The organism is Diaphorobacter sp. C33 (assembly GCF_030503915.1).
Taxonomy (GTDB): domain Bacteria; phylum Pseudomonadota; class Gammaproteobacteria; order Burkholderiales; family Burkholderiaceae_C; genus Diaphorobacter; species Diaphorobacter nitroreducens.
Window position 1 is genome coordinate 1,889,139 of the sequence record NZ_CP129980.1, and the last position, 15,928, is coordinate 1,905,066.

The window sequence follows — 15,928 nt, forward strand, 5'->3', positions numbered from 1 at the left end:
CTCCGTGTCCTGCGCCCTATCCCACACCATGGGGCGACGCCACCTGCATGCAGCTGCCCAAACTCTCCCCCGGAAAACGATTCACCCTGCCCCGCCCCGTGGGCAGCGCCGACGCCTTGCTGCTGGCCCGCCTGGGCGAGCGTGAAAAGGCCGCGGGCCGCACCACCGCCATCGTCACCGCCGATGCAACCGACGCCCAGCGCCTCATCGACGAGATGGCCTTCTTCGCGCCCGAGTTGCGCTGCGCGCTGTTTCCCGACTGGGAAACGCTGCCCTACGACAGCTTCTCGCCGCACCAGGACCTGATCAGCGAGCGGCTGGCCACACTCTGGCGCATCCAGCAGCGCGACAAGGACACGGGCGCCGACGTGGTGCTGGTGCCGGCCACCACGGCGCTGTACCGGCTGGCGCCGCCGTCGTTCCTCGCGGGCTACACCTTCCATTTCAAGGTCAAGCAGAAGCTGGACGAGGCCAAGCTGCGCGCCCAGCTCACGCTCGCGGGCTACCAGCATGTGTCCCAGGTGGTGGGCCATGGCGAATACGCGGTGCGCGGCGGGTTGATCGACCTGTTCCCGATGGGTTCGGCCGTGCCGTACCGGGTGGACCTGTTCGACGACGAGATCGACTCCATCCGCACGTTCGACCCCGACAGCCAGCGCAGCCTCTACCCGGTGCCCGAGGTGCGCTTGCTGCCCGGGCGCGAGTTCCCCATGGACGACGCGGCGCGCGCCAAGTTCCGCCAGCGCTGGCGCGAGCTGCTGGAGGGCGACCCCACGCGCAGCCGCATCTACAAGGACATGGGCAACGGCGTGGCCACCGCCGGCATCGAGTACTACCTGCCGCTGTTCTTCGACGAGACGGCCACCGTGTTCGATTACCTGGGTAACGAGGCCACCGTGGTGCTGCACGGCGACCTGGAGACGGCCTTCCAGCGCTTCTGGCAGGACACGCGCGACCGCTACCGCCTGATCCAGGGCGACCCGGACCACCCCACCCTGCCGCCGGAGGCGCTGTTCCTGGGCGCCGAGCAGTTCTACGCCCAGGCCAACCAGCACGCCCAGTTGTCGCTGCGTCCCGGTGTGGAAGACGTGGCGGACAACGCGCAGTTCCAGAAGCTGCCCGACCTGTCCGTGGTGCGCGGCGCCGAGGACCCGCTGGCGCGGCTGCAGGCCCACATCCGAGCCACGGCGCAGCGCGTGCTGCTGCTGGCTGAAAGCGACGGCCGGCGCGAGAGCCTGCTGGATTTCCTGCGGGCCTCGGGGTTGAACCCGCCGGCTTTCGATTCGCTGGTCGAATTTCAGGGGACGCCCGAAGAACGCGTCGGCATCGCCACGGCGGCGCTGGCCTCGGGCTTCGCGTGGATGGAAGAAGGCCTGGACCTGGTCACCGAGACCGAACTGTTCGCCGCCGGCTCCACCACGCGCCGGCGCAAGAAGCAGGAGCAGGCCAGCGACGTCGAAGCGCTGATCAAGGACCTGTCCGAGCTGAAGGTGGGCGACCCCGTGGTGCACAACCAGCACGGCATCGGGCGCTACCGCGGCCTCATCCACATGGATGTGGGCAACAAGAACCCCGACGGCAGCCCCGCGCTGCAGGAGTTCCTGCACCTGGAATACGCCGACAAGGCCGTGCTCTACGTGCCCGTGAGTCAGCTGCAACTTATCGGCCGCTACACGGGCGTGTCTGCCGACGAGGCCCCGCTGCACAAGCTGGGCAGTGGCCAGTGGGAAAAGGCCAAGCGCAAGGCCGCCGAGCAGGTGCGCGACGCCGCAGCCGAGCTGCTCAACATCTACGCCCGCCGCGCCGCGCGGGAGGGGCATGCCTTCCGCTACTCGCCCAACGACTACGAGCAGTTCGCCAACGACTTCGGCTTCGAGGAGACCGCGGACCAGAAGGCCGCGATCCACGCCGTGGTGCAGGACATGATCAGCCCGCGCCCCATGGACCGGCTGGTCTGCGGCGACGTCGGCTTTGGCAAGACCGAGGTCGCACTGCGTGCCTGCTTCGTGGCCGTGGCCGGGGGCAAGCAGGTGGCGTTCCTGGCGCCCACCACGCTGCTGGCCGAGCAGCACTACCGCACGCTGAGCGACCGCTTCAGCAAGTGGCCCGTGAAGGTGGCCGAGGTCTCGCGCTTTCGCTCGGGCAAGGAGATCACCGCCGCCGTCAAGGGCATTGCCGACGGCACGGTGGACATCGTCGTGGGCACGCACAAGCTGCTCAGCGAATCGACCCAGTTCAAGAACCTGGGCCTGCTCATCATCGACGAAGAACACCGCTTCGGCGTGCGCCACAAGGAGGCGATGAAGCAGTTCCGCGCCGAGGTGGATGTGCTCACGCTCACCGCCACGCCGATCCCGCGCACCATGGGCATGGCGCTGGAGGGGCTGCGCGACCTGTCCGTGATCGCCACCGCGCCGCAGCGGCGCCTGGCCATCAAGACCTTCGTGCGCAACGAAGGCACGGGCGTGATCCGCGAGGCCGTGCTGCGCGAGCTCAAGCGCGGCGGCCAGTGCTACTTCCTGCACAACGAGGTCGAGACCATCGAGAACCGGCGCCAGAAGCTCGAAGAGATATTGCCCGAGGCGCGCATCGCCGTGGCCCACGGCCAGATGCCTGAGCGCGAGCTGGAGCGCGTGATGCGCGACTTCGTGGCCCAGCGCTACAACATCCTGCTGTGCTCGACCATCATCGAGACCGGCATCGACGTGCCCACGGCCAACACCATCATCATCAGCCGCGCCGACAAGTTCGGCCTGGCGCAGCTGCACCAGTTGCGCGGGCGCGTGGGCCGCAGCCACCACCAGGCCTACGCCTACCTGATGGTGCCCGACATCGACGGCCTGACCAAACAGGCGCAGCAGCGCCTGGACGCCATCCAGCAGATGGAGGAGCTGGGCTCGGGCTTTTACCTCGCCATGCACGACCTGGAGATCCGCGGCGCGGGCGAGGTGCTGGGCGAGAGCCAGAGCGGCAACATGATGGAGATCGGCTTCCAGCTCTACAACGAGATGCTGGCCGAGGCGGTGAAGCAACTCAAGGCCGGCAAGGAACCCGATCTGCTCGCCCCCATGCAGGCCGCCACCGACATCAATCTGCACGCCCCGGCCCTGCTGCCCGACGACTATTGCGGCGACGTGCACCTGCGCCTGTCGTTCTACAAGAAGCTGGCCACGGCCAAGACCGGCGACCAGATCGATGGCCTGCTCGAAGAGATCGTGGACCGCTTCGGCAAGCTGCCGCCGCAGGCGCAGACGCTGATCGACGTGCACCGCCTGCGCGTGCTGTCCGCGCCCTACGGCGTCGTGAAGGTGGATGCCGCCCCCGGCGTGATCACCATCACCTTCAAGCCGCAGCCCCCGGTGGACCCGATGGCCATCATCCACCTGATCCAGAAAAACAAGCACATCAAGCTGGCGGGCAACGAGAAGCTGCGTATCGAGCGCGAGCTGCCCGACCCCGCCGCGCGCGCCCAGATGGTGCGCGACGTGCTGCGCAGCCTGGGCCAGCCGCTGGCCGAGGCGCAGGCCGCCGTCCCCGCCTAGGCAGATCCATGGCACTGGAAGCCGCCCTCGCCCTGCTGGCACTGGCCTTCGCGCTGGCCGCGCGGCCCTGGCGGCTGCTGGGCAGCCGCAAACCGTTGGCGCACGAGGCCCATGGCGCACCTGCCACGCTGTGGACGCCGCTGCTCGCCACGCTCGTGCTGCTGCCCTGGGCCTGGGCCCTGCCTACGCTGCACCGCATGCCGCTGCAGCTGCAGTGGTCAGGCGCCTGCCTGGTGCTGCTCATGCTGGGCTGGCCGCTGGCGGTTCCGGCCCTGCTGGCCGTCGGCACGATCGCCGCGCTGGTCTCGCCCAGCCTGGGCTGGGGCGACGCGCTGGGCCTGGCCGTGTGGCAGGGCATCGTCCCCGCCACGCTCGCGCTGCTCGTGGGCGTGCTGCTGCGGCGCCTGGCGGGCGCGCGTGCGCTCACCGGCGTGCGCATCTTCGTCTATGTGCTGGGCCGGGGCTTCCTGGGCACGGCGCTGTGCGTGTTCGTGGCAGGCTCGCTGTCGCAATGGGCGGGCCATGTGCTGCCGGGCGTGGGTGAACAGTTGTCGCTGGTGGCGCGCTGGCTCATGGCCTGGGGCGATGGCATGGTCACGGGCATGCTGTGCGCGGTGTTCGTGGCCTTCAAGCCCGGGTGGCTGGCCACCTGGTCCGACCAGCTGTACCTGCCCAAGCCCTGAACGACAATCCCTCTTTTTCGCATCCGCTCTACTCCGCTTCCATGTCCCAGACTCCTTTTGAATTTGCCCCCGGTCTCGTCGTGCAGGGCATCACGCCGCCGCTGCGGCTGGCCGACTACAAGCTCATCGCCTTCGACATGGACTCCACGCTCATCAGCATCGAATGCGTGGACGAGATCGCCGACGCCGCCGGCCGCAAGGCCGAGGTGGCCGCCATCACCGAGGCCGCCATGCAGGGCCTGATCGCCGACTACAAGGAAAGCCTGCGCCAGCGCGTGGCGCTGCTCAAGGGCGTGGGCACGGACCACCTGGAGCGCGTGTTCACCGAGCGCCTGCGCTTCAATCCCGGCGCGGCCGAACTCATCGCCGCCGCCAAGGCCGCGGGGCTGGCCACGCTGCTCGTTTCGGGTGGGTTCACTTTCTTCTCCGACCGCGTGAAGGCGCACTTGGGGATCGACTTCGCACGCTCCAACGTGCTGGAGATCGAGAACGGCCTGCTCACCGGCCGCATGGTGGACCAGGCCTGGGGCGACATCTGCGACGGCGCGGAAAAACGCCGCACCCTGCTGGAGGTCGCCTCGCTGATGGGCATCGACGCGCGCCAGACCATCGCCGTGGGCGACGGGGCCAACGACCTGCCCATGATGGGCGCGGCCGGGCTGTCCGTGGCCTACCACGCCAAGCCCGCCGTGCGCGCACAGGCCCGCGTGGCCATCAACCAGGGTGGACTGGACCGGCTGCTGGAAGTGCTGCGCTGAGCACCCATACCGCAGCCCCATTCGCGCTCCCATATTCATAGCTTCTAGCGCTTGTCAAATGGGCGCTAGTGCGGTTTTTTATCAAAATAACAAAAGATAAAGAACCTACTTCATATATGAATATGAAAATAAAAACGACTTGCGGCTGAGTCGTCCCGCTTACACTTCACACCCTGGTCATCGCCCTCTTGCACAGGGCGGTGCTCTCAAGTCACCGCTATAAGGAAACCGTTCTCCATGCTGAAGAAAACCCTGTCTGCCATTGCCCTGGCCGCTGCCGCGCTGGGCGCGCAAGCCGCCGACGTGCTCAAGGTAGCCGCCACGGCCGTGCCGCACGCGGAGATCCTGAACTTCGTGAAGCCCCAGCTCAAGGCCCAGGGCCTGGACCTGCAGGTCAAGGAATTCAGCGATTACGTGCAGCCCAACGCCGCCGTCGAAGACAAGCAGCTGGACGCCAACTTCTTCCAGCACCAGCCCTACCTGGACAGCTACAACAAGGACCGCAAGAGCAGCCTGGTGGCCGTGCCCAACGGCAAGATCCACGTGGAGCCTTTTGGTGCCTACTCCAACAAGATCAAGAACGTGAAGGACTTGAAGGATGGCGCCACCGTGGCCATCCCCAACGATCCCTCCAACGGCGGCCGCGCCCTGATCCTGCTGGCCAAGCAGGGCCTGATCGAGCTGAAGGACCCCAAGAGCCTCACGCCCACGCCGCTGGACGTGGTGAAGAACCCCAAGAAGCTCAAGTTCAAGGAGCTCGAAGCCCCGCTGCTGCCGCGCGCGCTGGCCGATGTGGACCTGGCCCTGATCAACACCAACTACGCGATCGAAGCCAAGCTCAACCCCACCAAGGATGCGCTGTTCATCGAAGGCGCCGACTCGCCCTACACCAACATCGTGGCGGCCCGTGCCGACCGCGCCAACGACCCCAACATCGCCAAGCTGATCAAGGCGCTGCACACGCCCGAGGTGAAGAAGTTCATCCAGGACAAGTACAAGGGCGCCGTGGTCCCCGCGTTCTGACCGCGCACCGCGCAGCGGCAACGCTGTACGAAGAAAAGCGCTGCCGCGGCAGCGCTTTTTTTATGGGTGAGGGCACGACGTCAGGCACCCTGCCACACCCACCAGGCCAACACGAACATCATCGCGCCCGTCAGCGTGTCCAGCACGCGCCAGGCGCGAGGGTTGGCAAACACGCCCTGCAGGCGCCGCCCGGCGAAAGCCAGCACCACGAACCAGGTCAGGCTGGCCGACGCCGCCCCCAGCACGAACACCCACTTGAGCCAACCATCCTGACGCGCACCGATGGAGCCGATCAGCACCACCGTGTCCAGGTACACATGCGGGTTGAGCAGCGTGATGACGGCCAGGCCGCTGAGCACACCCAGCACCCCGCGCGCCACGCGTTCGCCACCCGAGGCGTTCAGCCCCGCATCCGGTGCAAAGAAAGCGCGATGCCAGGCAAACAAGCCGTAGGCCAGCAGGAACAGCGCACCGCCCAGTTGCAGCGCATGCGCCAGCGTGGGCGAACGGCCCAGCACCTGCGCCATGCCGGCCACGCCCAGCGCCACCAGCAGCGCGTCGCTCGCCACGCACCACGCCACGCAGGCGCGCACGTGTTGACCCTGCACGGCCTGGCGCAGCACGTACAGGTTCTGCGCTCCGATGGAGACGATGAGCGACAGGCACACGGTGAAGCCCGTGAGCCAGGAGGAAGCGGCGGCGTGTTGAGTGAACATGCGCCCGATGGTAGGCCGCGCATTCATTTAAGTACACTTCAAACTTCTAACCGATATTAAGTAAAACTGAATGCTGGACTACGCTGGACTGGAAGCCTTGGCCGCCGTGGTGCGCGAAGGCAGCTTTGAGCGGGCGGCGCGCCGCCTGCACGTAACGCCATCGGCCGTGTCGCAGCGCATCAAGCAGTTGGAGGAGCGCGTGGGACAGGTGCTGGTGCAGCGCGGCAGCCCCTGCACCGGCACCGACGCCGGACGCCGGCTGTGCCTGCACCTGGAACAGGTGGCGCTGCTGGAAAACCAGTTGCGCCGTACCAACCCCGACCTGCTGCCCGACATGCCCGCGCCGGCACCAACGCTCAAGCTGGCCGTCAACGCGGATTCGCTGTCCACCTGGTTCATGGACGCCATGGCCGCCTTCACCGCGGGCGGCAACGAACTGCTGGACCTGCGCATCGACGACCAGGAGCACACGGGCGAGCGGCTGCGCCAGGGCGAGGTGATTGCCGCCGTCACCGCCACGGGCACGGCCATCGCCGGCTGCAACACCTGGCCGCTGGGCACCATGCGCTATGTGGCTGCCGCCAGCCCCGGGTTCATTGCGCGGCACTTTGCTGACGGTGTGACGGCCGCCACGCTGGCGCGCGCGCCGATCATGACCTTCGACCGCAAGGACCGTCTGCAAGACCAATGGATGCAGGCGCACGGCCTCACGTCGCGCACGCATGCGCCCAGGCACTTCCTGCCGTCCAACTTTGGCTACGTGCGCGCCTGCGAGGTGGGCATGGGGTGGGGCATGCACCCGCTGACGCTGATCGGCCAGCAACTGACCGAGGGCCGTCTGGTGCAGTTGCTGCCGAACACCGCCATGGACGTGCCGCTGTACTGGGCCCACCCGCGCACGGCGCAGGTGGCGCTGGAGCGCCTCACCCAGTGCGTGATGGCGGCGGCGCGCCAGTGGCTGGAGCCGCCGCTGGCGGCCTGAATCATCAAAAAGTAGAGCGCTTCGCGCTTGCAGGTAAAGCGCTGGAGCCCATTTTTACGCCAATGTCTCGGGGCGGGTGATGGGCAACCCTGGCACCCAGCGCATGGACTGCACCAGCGCCGCCCCGCCCTGCCGCTGCGCAGCGATGGACGGGGTGACCAGATCGGCCACGGTGAGGCTGTCCAGCACCGCAAGATAGGCCCGCGTGGCGTCGGACAGCACGGCTTGCAGGCGGCAGTGGCTGCTCATGCGGCACTGGTTCAACTCGGCATTGAAGCACTCGACCATATCGAAGTCGGTCTCCGTCATGCGCACGATCTGGCCCAGGTTGATCTCGCTGGCCGGCTTCATCAAGCGCATGCCGCCGCCACGCCCGCGCGTGGTGTCCAGCAGCCCCTGGGCCGCGAGTTGCTGCACGATCTTCGTGAGATGGCTGCGCGAGATGCCGTGTGCCTCGGCCACCTCGCTGATGGTCACGGGCTGCTCGCGCTCCTGGCAGGCGGCGCAGTACATGAGCACGCGCAGCGTGTAGTCGGTCCACTGGGTCAGTCGCATGGTTGCACCAAGGGTTCACACAAAGATTCACTTTATGTGGATTTTAATGAATAAAATATTCATCACAAGTGAACCTTTAAGGAAGCCCCATGAATACCGCCACCACTCCCTCCCTCGACCCCCGTCAGGCCATCGGCCAGATTGCCGTTGAACTGCCTGGCGCGACCGCCGTGTTCCGCCGCCTGAAGCTGGACTTCTGCTGCGGCGGCCAAGTGCCGCTGGAGCAGGCGGCCGCGGACAAGGGCCTGGACCTGCAGGCCGTGGTGGATGAGCTTTCCGCCCTGCAACGCCCCAACGAGCTGCCCGACGCGGGCACACCCACGGAACTGATCGACCACATCGTCGCGCGCTACCACGAGGTGCACCGCGCCCAGTTGCCCGAGCTGGTGCGCATGGCGCGCCGCGTGGAAGCCGTGCACCGCGACAACCCCAACACGCCGCACGGCCTGGCCGACGCGCTGGAAGAGATGCAGCAGGAGCTGCTGACCCACATGCACAAGGAGGAAGCCATCCTGTTCCCCATGCTGCGCAGCGGCGGCAACGCCTTCGTGACCCAACCCATTGGCATGATGCGCAGCGAGCACGTGGACCACGGCGAGGCACTGGAGCAGATCGCGCGCCTGACCAACGACATCACCCCGCCCATGGGCGCCTGCAACACCTGGCGCGCGCTGTATGCGGGCCTCGCGCAGCTCAGCGACGACCTGGTGAACCACATCCACCTGGAGAACAACGTGCTGTTCCCGCAGTTCGAGGCCGGCGCCTCGCAAGGCTGCGGCAGCGGCTCGGCATGTTCGTGCAGCGGCGGCTGATGCCCTTCAGCGGCGCGCGCCAACGGGCGTGAGCCGCTAGGCGCGGACGGGGCCCGCATGGCGGCGCTCCGCGCCCTCGCGTGAACAGCGTGAAAGCGGCCCGCGACCGCCGCTCACCGCCCTGGCGCAGCGCGCAGCGGGGCCAGCAGATCGCGCAAGCCGTTATGGTCCAGCTCGTACATCAGAGCGAGAAGCTGGCCGATCTCGCCGCGCGGAAACCCCTCGCGGGCGAACCAATGCAGGTAGTTGGCGGGCAGATCGGCAATCACCGTGCCACGGTGTTTGCCAAACGGCATCTCGCGCGTCAGCAGCAACTGCAGGCGCCGCGCATCGCAGCCCGGCACCGCAGGGCCCGCCCCTTCCATCACATTCCCAGTCCGCCGTAGCGGAACGCGATGCCCGTGAGCACGAAGCCCACCGACAGCAGCGTGACGGCCGCCACGTGCCACGCCATCAGCGGCAGCGTGCGTGCGCTCAGCGTGGGAATGACGCGCAACCGCGCATGGGCGGCCACCAACAGCGTGGCGGCCAGCAGCGCGAGCTTGAGCGACACGGCGCGTTCCAGCGGCGCATCAGGGCTGAACCACTGCCCCCAGTCGGGCACGAGTTGCAAGGCCATCCACAGCCCGGTGGCGACCTGGATGAGCAGCGCGGGCATGCCCACGTGTTCGTAGCCCTGCTCGAAGTCCAGCAGCACCTGGGGCGACCGCTGGCGCAGCGCGCGCGGCAACACGGTGAATGCCAGCACCAGATGGCCGCCGGTCCAGACGGTGGCGGCCAGCAGGTGCAATGCAAAGACGTAGGGATACATGGCGCCGGTCCTCGGGCGTCAGGCGCGGCGCGCCTGCAGCGGATAGGCCGGGTCGGTGAAGCCCGGCGTCGACGGATGGCCGGGGGCCACCAGGCTGTCGATGAGCGCCTCGTCCTCGGGCGTGACTCCATAGTCGAGCGCCGGCAGGTAGTCCTGCCACTGCGCCAGCGTGCGCGGCCCGGCGATGACGGAGCTGACGCCGCGGTGCGCCAGCACCCAGGCCGTGGCGAACTGCGCAAGCGTGATGCCCCGGGCCTCGGCATGCAGCTTGAGCTGCTGGGCGATCTGGAGCGACTCCTCGCGGAACTCGGTCTCGCCCATGCGCCGGTCGCCGCGCCCGGCACGTGTGCCTTGCTGGGGTGCCTGGCCTGGCAGGTACTTGCCGGTCAACACACCGCGCGCCACAGGGCTGTAGGGCGTCACGCCCAGCCCGTAATGCTGGCAGGCCGGCAGGATCTCCACCTCGGGCATGCGGTTGAGCAGGTTGTAGTACGGCTGGCACACGACGGGGCCGGGCATGCCGATGCGGCGCGCACCGTGCACCAGCTCGGCAATGCGCCAGCCGCGGAAATTGGACACGCCCCAGTAGCGGATCTTGCCCGCGCGCAGCAGCGCATCGATGGCGAACAGCGGCTCCTCCAGGTCCATGCCCTCGTAGTCGCGGTGCAGGTAGAGGATGTCCACATGGTCCGTCTGCAGCCGCGTCAGGCTGGCTTCCACCTCGCGCAGCATCCAGGCGCGCGAGTAGCGGCCCTCGTTGGGCCGCTCGGACATCTTGTTGCCCAGCTTGGTGGCCAGCACCCAGTCGTGGCGCTGGCCCTGCAGCAGCGTGCCCAGCATGCGCTCGGACGCGCCCTTGGTGTACACGTCGGCCGTGTCCATGTAGTTCACGCCATGCGCACGCGCGTGGGCGACGATGGAAGCGGCCTCGGCCTTATCCGTCTGGTCGCCGAACATCATCGTGCCCAGGCACAGCGTGGACACCTGGAGCTGGCTCTTGCCAAGAAAGCGGTATTGCATGGGGCAGCCTTCGCTATTGAAATAAGAGCTGCTAGCGCTTGATGGACGGGCGCTAGCGACCAATTTGACGTAAACCTCAGTAATGCGGCGGCAGTTCGTCGCGCAGGCTGCGCACGGTGGCGCCGCCCCCCTCGGGCACCTGCTGGCGCAACTGCGCCACGGTGCGCGCCAGCTCGTCGATCTGTTGCTGCTGGCGGTAGATGGTCAGGTTGAGCTGCTCCAGCAGGTCTTCGGTGAAGGCGGCCTTGACCTCCAGAGCTTCCACCCGCTCCTGCGTGCGTGCGTCCACCATCGCCTTCAACCCTTGAGCGCCTGCCCGAGGCGCGCCACGCCTTCGCGGATCTTGGCCACATCGGCCGTGGCGAACGACAGGCGCAGCGTGGCCGCATCGGGGTTCTGGCTGAAGAACGGCGTGCCGGGCACAAAGGCCACGCCCTTGTCGATCGCGCGTTTGGCCAATGCGCCGGCATCACGCTCCTGCCCGCGCGCCCCTGTCAGGCGCACCCACAGGAACAGGCCGCCGCGCGGCTGCACGAACTCCACCGCGTCGCCCAGTTCCGCACGCAGCGCATCGCCCATGGCCTGCGCGCGCTCGGCATACACGGTGCGCACATGGGCCAGCGTCGCGGGCATGGCGCCGCTCTTGAGGTACTGCGCGGCCGTGGCCTGGGCAAAGGTGCTGGTATGCGCATCGCTGAACTGCTTGCACATCACGGCGCGCGCCAACAGCTCGGGCGGTGCGATCAGCCAGCCTACGCGCAGGCCGGGGGACAACACCTTGCTCAGGCTGCCGCAGTGCGCCAGCCACTCCCGACTGCCCGGCACCTGGGCCGAGAGCGCCAGCAGGCTGGCCGGCGGCGCCTCGCCGAAGTACAGGTCGCCATAGGGGTCGTCCTCCACCACCAGCACCTGGTGCCGCGCGGCCAGCTCCAGCACGCGCTTGCGGCGCTCCAGGCTCAAGGTGGCGCCGCTGGGGTTGCCAAAGGTAGGAATCAGGTAGACGAGCTTGGGGCGGTGCTCGACGATCAGCCGCTCCAGCGCATCGGGCTGCACGCCCTCGCCGTCCACGGGCGCGCTGATCACCTCGGCGCCATAGAGGCGAAAGCACTGGATGGTCGCAAGAAAGGTGGGGCCCTCGACGATCACCTTGTCACCGGGGTCGATCATGGTCTTGCCGAGCAGGTCCAGCGCCTGCTGGCTGCCCGTGGTGACGATGAGCTGCTCGGGCGCCAGCCCCGCCACGCCCTTGCCTTGCATGAAGGTGGCCAGTTGCTCGCGCAGCGGCTGGTAGCCCTCGGTGGCGCCGTACTGCAGCGCGGCGCCGGGCTCCTCGGCCAGCACGCGCTCGCTGGCGGCGCGGATGCCGGCCACGTCGAACATGGCGCTGTCCGGGAAGCCGCCCGCAAAACTGATGATGCCGGGCTTGCCCAGCAGCTTGAACAGTTCGCGAATGGCGGAGGTTTCAACGTTATTCAGGCGGTCGGCAAAGGCAAGCGGCATAGACGGCAATCGGGTCGATGGGTGAAAGACGGTAGCCCCCATTGTCGCCAATTGCCGCGCAGCTTTCCTGCGGCGCGCCCACAGCCGGCGACAATCGCCGCCCATGAAGCCCCAGGACATCGAGCCCTTCTTCGCGGCGCTGCAGGCCGCCAACCCGCAGCCCAACACCGAGCTGGAATACACCAACGTGTTCGAGCTGCTGGCCGCCGTCCTGCTGTCGGCGCAGGCCACCGACGTGGGTGTGAACAAGGCCACGCGCCGGCTGTTTCCGGTCGCCAATACACCGCAGGCCGTTCTGGAGCTGGGCCTGGACGGCCTGGAGGGCTATATCAAGACCATCGGCCTGTACCGCACCAAGGCGAAGAACCTGATGCAGACCTGCCGCATCCTGGTGGAGCAGCACGGCGGCCAAGTGCCGCGCACGCGCGAGGCGCTGGAAGCCCTGCCCGGCGTGGGCCGCAAGACCGCCAACGTGGTGCTGAACGTGGCGTTCGGCCAGCCCACCATGGCGGTGGACACGCACATCTTCCGCGTGGGCAATCGCACCGGCCTGGCGCCCGGCAAGAACCCGCTGGCCGTGGAGATGCAGCTGCTGCAGCGCGTGCCACCGCAGTATCTGGTGGACGCCCACCACTGGCTGATTCTGCTGGGCCGCTACGTGTGCCAGGCACGCAAACCGCGCTGCTGGGAATGCGTGGTCGCACCCTGGTGCGACTACGAGCCGAAGACGCCGGCGCCGTTCAACGCGGGTTGATCATCTTTACGGGGTGCTGCCGCGGCAGCCGCCGGCATCAGCGCACGCCCTGCGCCACCAGCTCAGCCACCAGCGGCTCTCCCAGGTAGTGCGGGCCGTCGAAGGCCAGCACCTCCCACCCCTTGTAGGCATCGATCTGCGGCAGGAACTCCGCCGCCGTGGCGCTGCGGAACCCGCCTTCTGGCGCGGGGCGAAAAGCCTCGGCAATCATCTGCACGCGCGCCTGACCCAGGCGGTAGGTCAGCACCTGCAAGTACTTCAGCGCAACCTCCGGACTGCGCGCATGCACGCCCACGCCGTCCTGGAAGAACACCCCTACATCGGCCGGCAGCCAGCGCTCGATCCAGTCCGCCAGCGCGTGCGGACCAAGGTTGGCACTGTCATAGGCGCTGATCCACAGCGGGCGTGGCAACTGCGCCAGGCCCTGGGACCACTCTGGCCCCGGCAGCCAGGTGGGATCCACCTCCAGGGGGAAATACCAGCCACCCAGCTTCAGCGGGAGCCGCTGCACGATGGGCACCAGGGCGTGCGCCTGCTCCACCAGCAGCGCCACCGAGGCACGTGCCTGCGCCTCGCCATGCATGGCCGCCAGGCCCACGATCACCTCCTGGGCCCAGGGCTCGGCGGCGATGCGCTCCCAGTCGGGTAGCTCAGCCGCGATCGGAGGCAGGCCGGTGCCCGGCACAAAAGCCTGTGAATCCACCGCCGTCCATTGCACCAACAGGCGGCGAACGCCCAGTTGCGCCCAGTTGCCCTGGGGGCGCAGCGTGCGCAGGCTGGGCTGCCACACCATGCCGCCGAGGTGGCGCAATAGCGCGCCGGACGACGGCGGCAAAGACACCGCGCACGGCAGCATGGCCGCCATGGCCGCGCGCCGTGTCAGGGTCAGGGCTTGCGCTGGCGGCTGGGTGAGGTCCACGTGTAGCCTATGGCCGTCAGGCCATCCACGATTTCCTTCAGGTGCGTATAACCGCGCCCGTCATACTTCTGCTCCTGGGACTCAACCGCCAGGAAGGGGTGGAAGAAGAACGAGGCAAAGCCGTCACGCACGACCTTCTGGTAGCGCGCGTTTTCCAGCACCTCCTTGGATGTCAGCTCCTCATCCGCCCCGAACTCGAAATACTGCAGGTTGCCCAGGTTCTCCGGCAGCACGCGCAGGCCGTAGCGGTCGCGCTCGATGACGAAGGGGAAGAACTGGTCCACCATGTAGTCCCCGGCCTTGAGGTCGGGCTGGTCGGACGTGTAGTACGTGTGCCGCTGGTAGCCCATCTCGTAGATCTGCGCGACGGCCTGCAGGGTGGACGGCGAGCCCACGTAGTGCGGCGTCTCCCACGCCACGGGCATATAGCCCAGGTCCAGCATCTGGCGCAGGCCGTTGTTGATGCGGTTCTTCGCCCAGTCCACGGAATCACCGGGCAGCGGGCGGTCGTTGACGGTGTCCCAGAACTCGTAGTCGATGCCCGTGGCACCCGATGCATTGTTGATCATGCCTTCGGTCTGGTGCGTGGTGCCGTGCTGCAGGATCTCACCGCCACGTGCCAGCGCGTAGTCCAGCGCCAGCCGCAGGTTGAGGGCGTTTGCCATGGGAATGTCGGTGGGCACGCCCGCGCTTTGGGCGCCCAGCGGGTCCTTGTAGTGCGGTACCACCCCCACCGAGAAAGGCACCTTGCGCTCAAACGCCAGGTCCACCACCCGCTTGAAGGCGACCGGGTTCACCTTCGCGTCCGCATCCTCAAAACGCATCATCGCCTGGTGGTTCTCGGCATGGTCGATGCCCAGCATGTCGTGCAGCAAGTCCGAGAAGATCACGTACCGGTCGCGCGGACCCGCGTAATCGAAGGGCGTATCGGCCACGAACCAGAAGTTGCCCGACTGCAGCACATAGGGCCCCTGCTCGTTCGATGCCGGGTTGATGATGTCCGCATGCACGAGCGCCTTGGCGCCGTCGGTCACCTGGGTCATGAACATGTCCCACGCGGCGGCAGGCTCCCCGTTGATCGTCTTGACCGCCTTCTGGAACAACAGGCCCGGGTGCTTGCGGTAGTAGACATCGCTGAAAAAGCTCGGCTCCACGCCGGCCGGTGCGTTGTCCTTCGTGCGCGGCCCCACGGGCTGAAAGCCGCGCTGGCTCACGAATGCCGCGCCCTGCTCATCCGCCAGTTGCTGCAAGTTGCGACCCAGCCAGATCACGCGCTGGCTGGCCGCGGCCACGTCCTGCAAGAACGCTGCGGGAATGCTGTCGCTTTCGGCCCAGCCGATGTAGAACGTAGCCTGGTAGCCCGCCAGGCTTTGCGCCGCGTATTGCTCCACGGGGCGCATGTCCACCGACGCATCGAAATGTCCCAGCAGGTTCTGCAGCATGATCGCGTAGCCCACGCCCATCTTGGCGAAGGGGCTGCCAGGCGGCTGGTCGTAGAGCACCAGCACGCGCGGCCCGGCCGGCTGCGCGCGCACGGGCGCCGGCATCGAGGCGATGGGGTCGCGCCGGACGGGGTCGTTGGTGCCAAACGGCGAGAGCGGCACGCTCGGCGCGCTGTAGAACGGATCACTTCCGCCACCACACGCGTGCAGCGCGAGGGCGCCCAGTACCACAAGGGTGTATCGCAACAGTCGGTTCATGGTCTCCTCCCGCGGCAGCCAAGGTTGAACAAAACGAATAGCAGCTCGCGCTCTTCCATCAAAGGTTTCATGCATAAAACACCTTGAAACCGTTTTGGATCAAGCGCTCCCAGCTATATTTATTGAAGCAAAATAAAACCTATCGGTCGCTGC

General features: G+C 67.4%; 16 protein-coding genes. 7 read left to right on the forward strand and 9 right to left on the reverse strand.

The genetic code is table 11. The annotated features are described in order from the left end of the window. Window positions 1-47 precede the first annotated feature (47 nt). The 4 genes from mfd to QY917_RS08985 all read left to right on the forward strand — a co-directional run bounded on the left by mfd (window position 48) and on the right by QY917_RS08985 (window position 6,006). Window positions 48-3,542, forward strand: a complete 3,495-nt coding sequence (gene mfd, locus QY917_RS08970) for a transcription-repair coupling factor (protein WP_123675954.1) — start codon at window positions 48-50, stop codon at window positions 3,540-3,542. A gap of 8 nt (window positions 3,543-3,550) precedes the next feature. Beyond that, a complete protein-coding gene (locus tag QY917_RS08975) occupies window positions 3,551-4,225 on the forward strand; it encodes a hypothetical protein (RefSeq protein WP_047349481.1) in 675 nt (224 codons plus the stop codon). 41 nt (window positions 4,226-4,266) lie between these two features. Further along, complete coding sequence (gene serB / locus QY917_RS08980; RefSeq protein ID WP_103737490.1) at window positions 4,267-4,983, forward strand: phosphoserine phosphatase SerB; 717 nt, start codon at window positions 4,267-4,269, stop codon at window positions 4,981-4,983. Between the two features lie 237 nt (window positions 4,984-5,220). Further along, window positions 5,221-6,006: a MetQ/NlpA family ABC transporter substrate-binding protein gene (locus tag QY917_RS08985; RefSeq protein ID WP_047349480.1), complete on the forward strand. Its 786-nt coding sequence runs from the start codon at window positions 5,221-5,223 to the stop codon at window positions 6,004-6,006. 80 nt (window positions 6,007-6,086) lie between these two features. On the opposite strand, the gene QY917_RS08990 is transcribed toward QY917_RS08985, so the two are convergent. After that, window positions 6,087-6,722 (reverse strand): LysE/ArgO family amino acid transporter, encoded by a 636-nt coding sequence (locus QY917_RS08990; protein WP_015913881.1) that lies wholly within the window; start codon window positions 6,720-6,722, stop codon window positions 6,087-6,089. A gap of 70 nt (window positions 6,723-6,792) precedes the next feature. Between QY917_RS08990 and QY917_RS08995 the strand changes: the two genes are divergently transcribed. Continuing rightward, window positions 6,793-7,704: an HTH-type transcriptional regulator ArgP gene (locus QY917_RS08995; protein ID WP_123675953.1), complete on the forward strand. Its 912-nt coding sequence runs from the start codon at window positions 6,793-6,795 to the stop codon at window positions 7,702-7,704. A 54-nt stretch (window positions 7,705-7,758) separates the two neighbouring features. Here the strand turns inward: QY917_RS08995 and QY917_RS09000 are convergent, their stop codons facing one another. Further along, complete coding sequence (locus QY917_RS09000) at window positions 7,759-8,259, reverse strand: Rrf2 family transcriptional regulator (protein ID WP_103737487.1); 501 nt, start codon at window positions 8,257-8,259, stop codon at window positions 7,759-7,761. A gap of 89 nt (window positions 8,260-8,348) precedes the next feature. Here QY917_RS09000 and ytfE point away from each other — a divergent pair, with 89 nt between their 5' ends. Continuing rightward, a complete protein-coding gene (gene ytfE / locus QY917_RS09005) occupies window positions 8,349-9,071 on the forward strand; it encodes an iron-sulfur cluster repair protein YtfE (RefSeq protein WP_123675952.1) in 723 nt (240 codons plus the stop codon). 113 nt (window positions 9,072-9,184) lie between these two features. Here ytfE and QY917_RS09010 read toward each other — a convergent pair whose 3' ends face one another. From QY917_RS09010 to QY917_RS09030, 5 genes are all read right to left on the reverse strand, one after another. Further along, a complete protein-coding gene (locus QY917_RS09010; protein WP_015913885.1) occupies window positions 9,185-9,436 on the reverse strand; it encodes a DUF3820 family protein in 252 nt (83 codons plus the stop codon). After that, window positions 9,436-9,882, reverse strand: a complete 447-nt coding sequence (locus QY917_RS09015; protein WP_123675951.1) for a CopD family protein — start codon at window positions 9,880-9,882, stop codon at window positions 9,436-9,438. The genes QY917_RS09010 and QY917_RS09015 overlap by 1 nt, the downstream gene beginning before the upstream one ends. An 18-nt stretch (window positions 9,883-9,900) precedes the next feature. Then, window positions 9,901-10,902: an aldo/keto reductase gene (locus QY917_RS09020; protein ID WP_015913887.1), complete on the reverse strand. Its 1,002-nt coding sequence runs from the start codon at window positions 10,900-10,902 to the stop codon at window positions 9,901-9,903. Between the two features lie 76 nt (window positions 10,903-10,978). Beyond that, window positions 10,979-11,194 (reverse strand): SlyX family protein, encoded by a 216-nt coding sequence (locus QY917_RS09025; protein WP_123675950.1) that lies wholly within the window; start codon window positions 11,192-11,194, stop codon window positions 10,979-10,981. A gap of 5 nt (window positions 11,195-11,199) precedes the next feature. Next, entirely contained in the window at window positions 11,200-12,402 is a 1,203-nt protein-coding gene (locus tag QY917_RS09030) for a PLP-dependent aminotransferase family protein (protein WP_041836073.1), read from the reverse strand. A gap of 103 nt (window positions 12,403-12,505) precedes the next feature. Between QY917_RS09030 and nth the strand changes: the two genes are divergently transcribed. Next, window positions 12,506-13,156 carry an endonuclease III gene (gene nth, locus QY917_RS09035; RefSeq protein ID WP_015913889.1) on the forward strand — a complete coding sequence of 217 codons (651 nt, stop codon included), beginning with the start codon at window positions 12,506-12,508 and terminating at the stop codon, window positions 13,154-13,156. Between the two features lie 37 nt (window positions 13,157-13,193). Here the strand turns inward: nth and QY917_RS09040 are convergent, their stop codons facing one another. Continuing rightward, window positions 13,194-14,021 (reverse strand): hypothetical protein, encoded by an 828-nt coding sequence (locus QY917_RS09040; RefSeq protein WP_123676075.1) that lies wholly within the window; start codon window positions 14,019-14,021, stop codon window positions 13,194-13,196. Window positions 14,022-14,041: 20 nt separating this feature from the next. After that, window positions 14,042-15,775, reverse strand: a complete 1,734-nt coding sequence (locus QY917_RS09045; RefSeq protein ID WP_123675949.1) for a DUF2334 domain-containing protein — start codon at window positions 15,773-15,775, stop codon at window positions 14,042-14,044. Window positions 15,776-15,928: the final 153 nt, after the last annotated feature.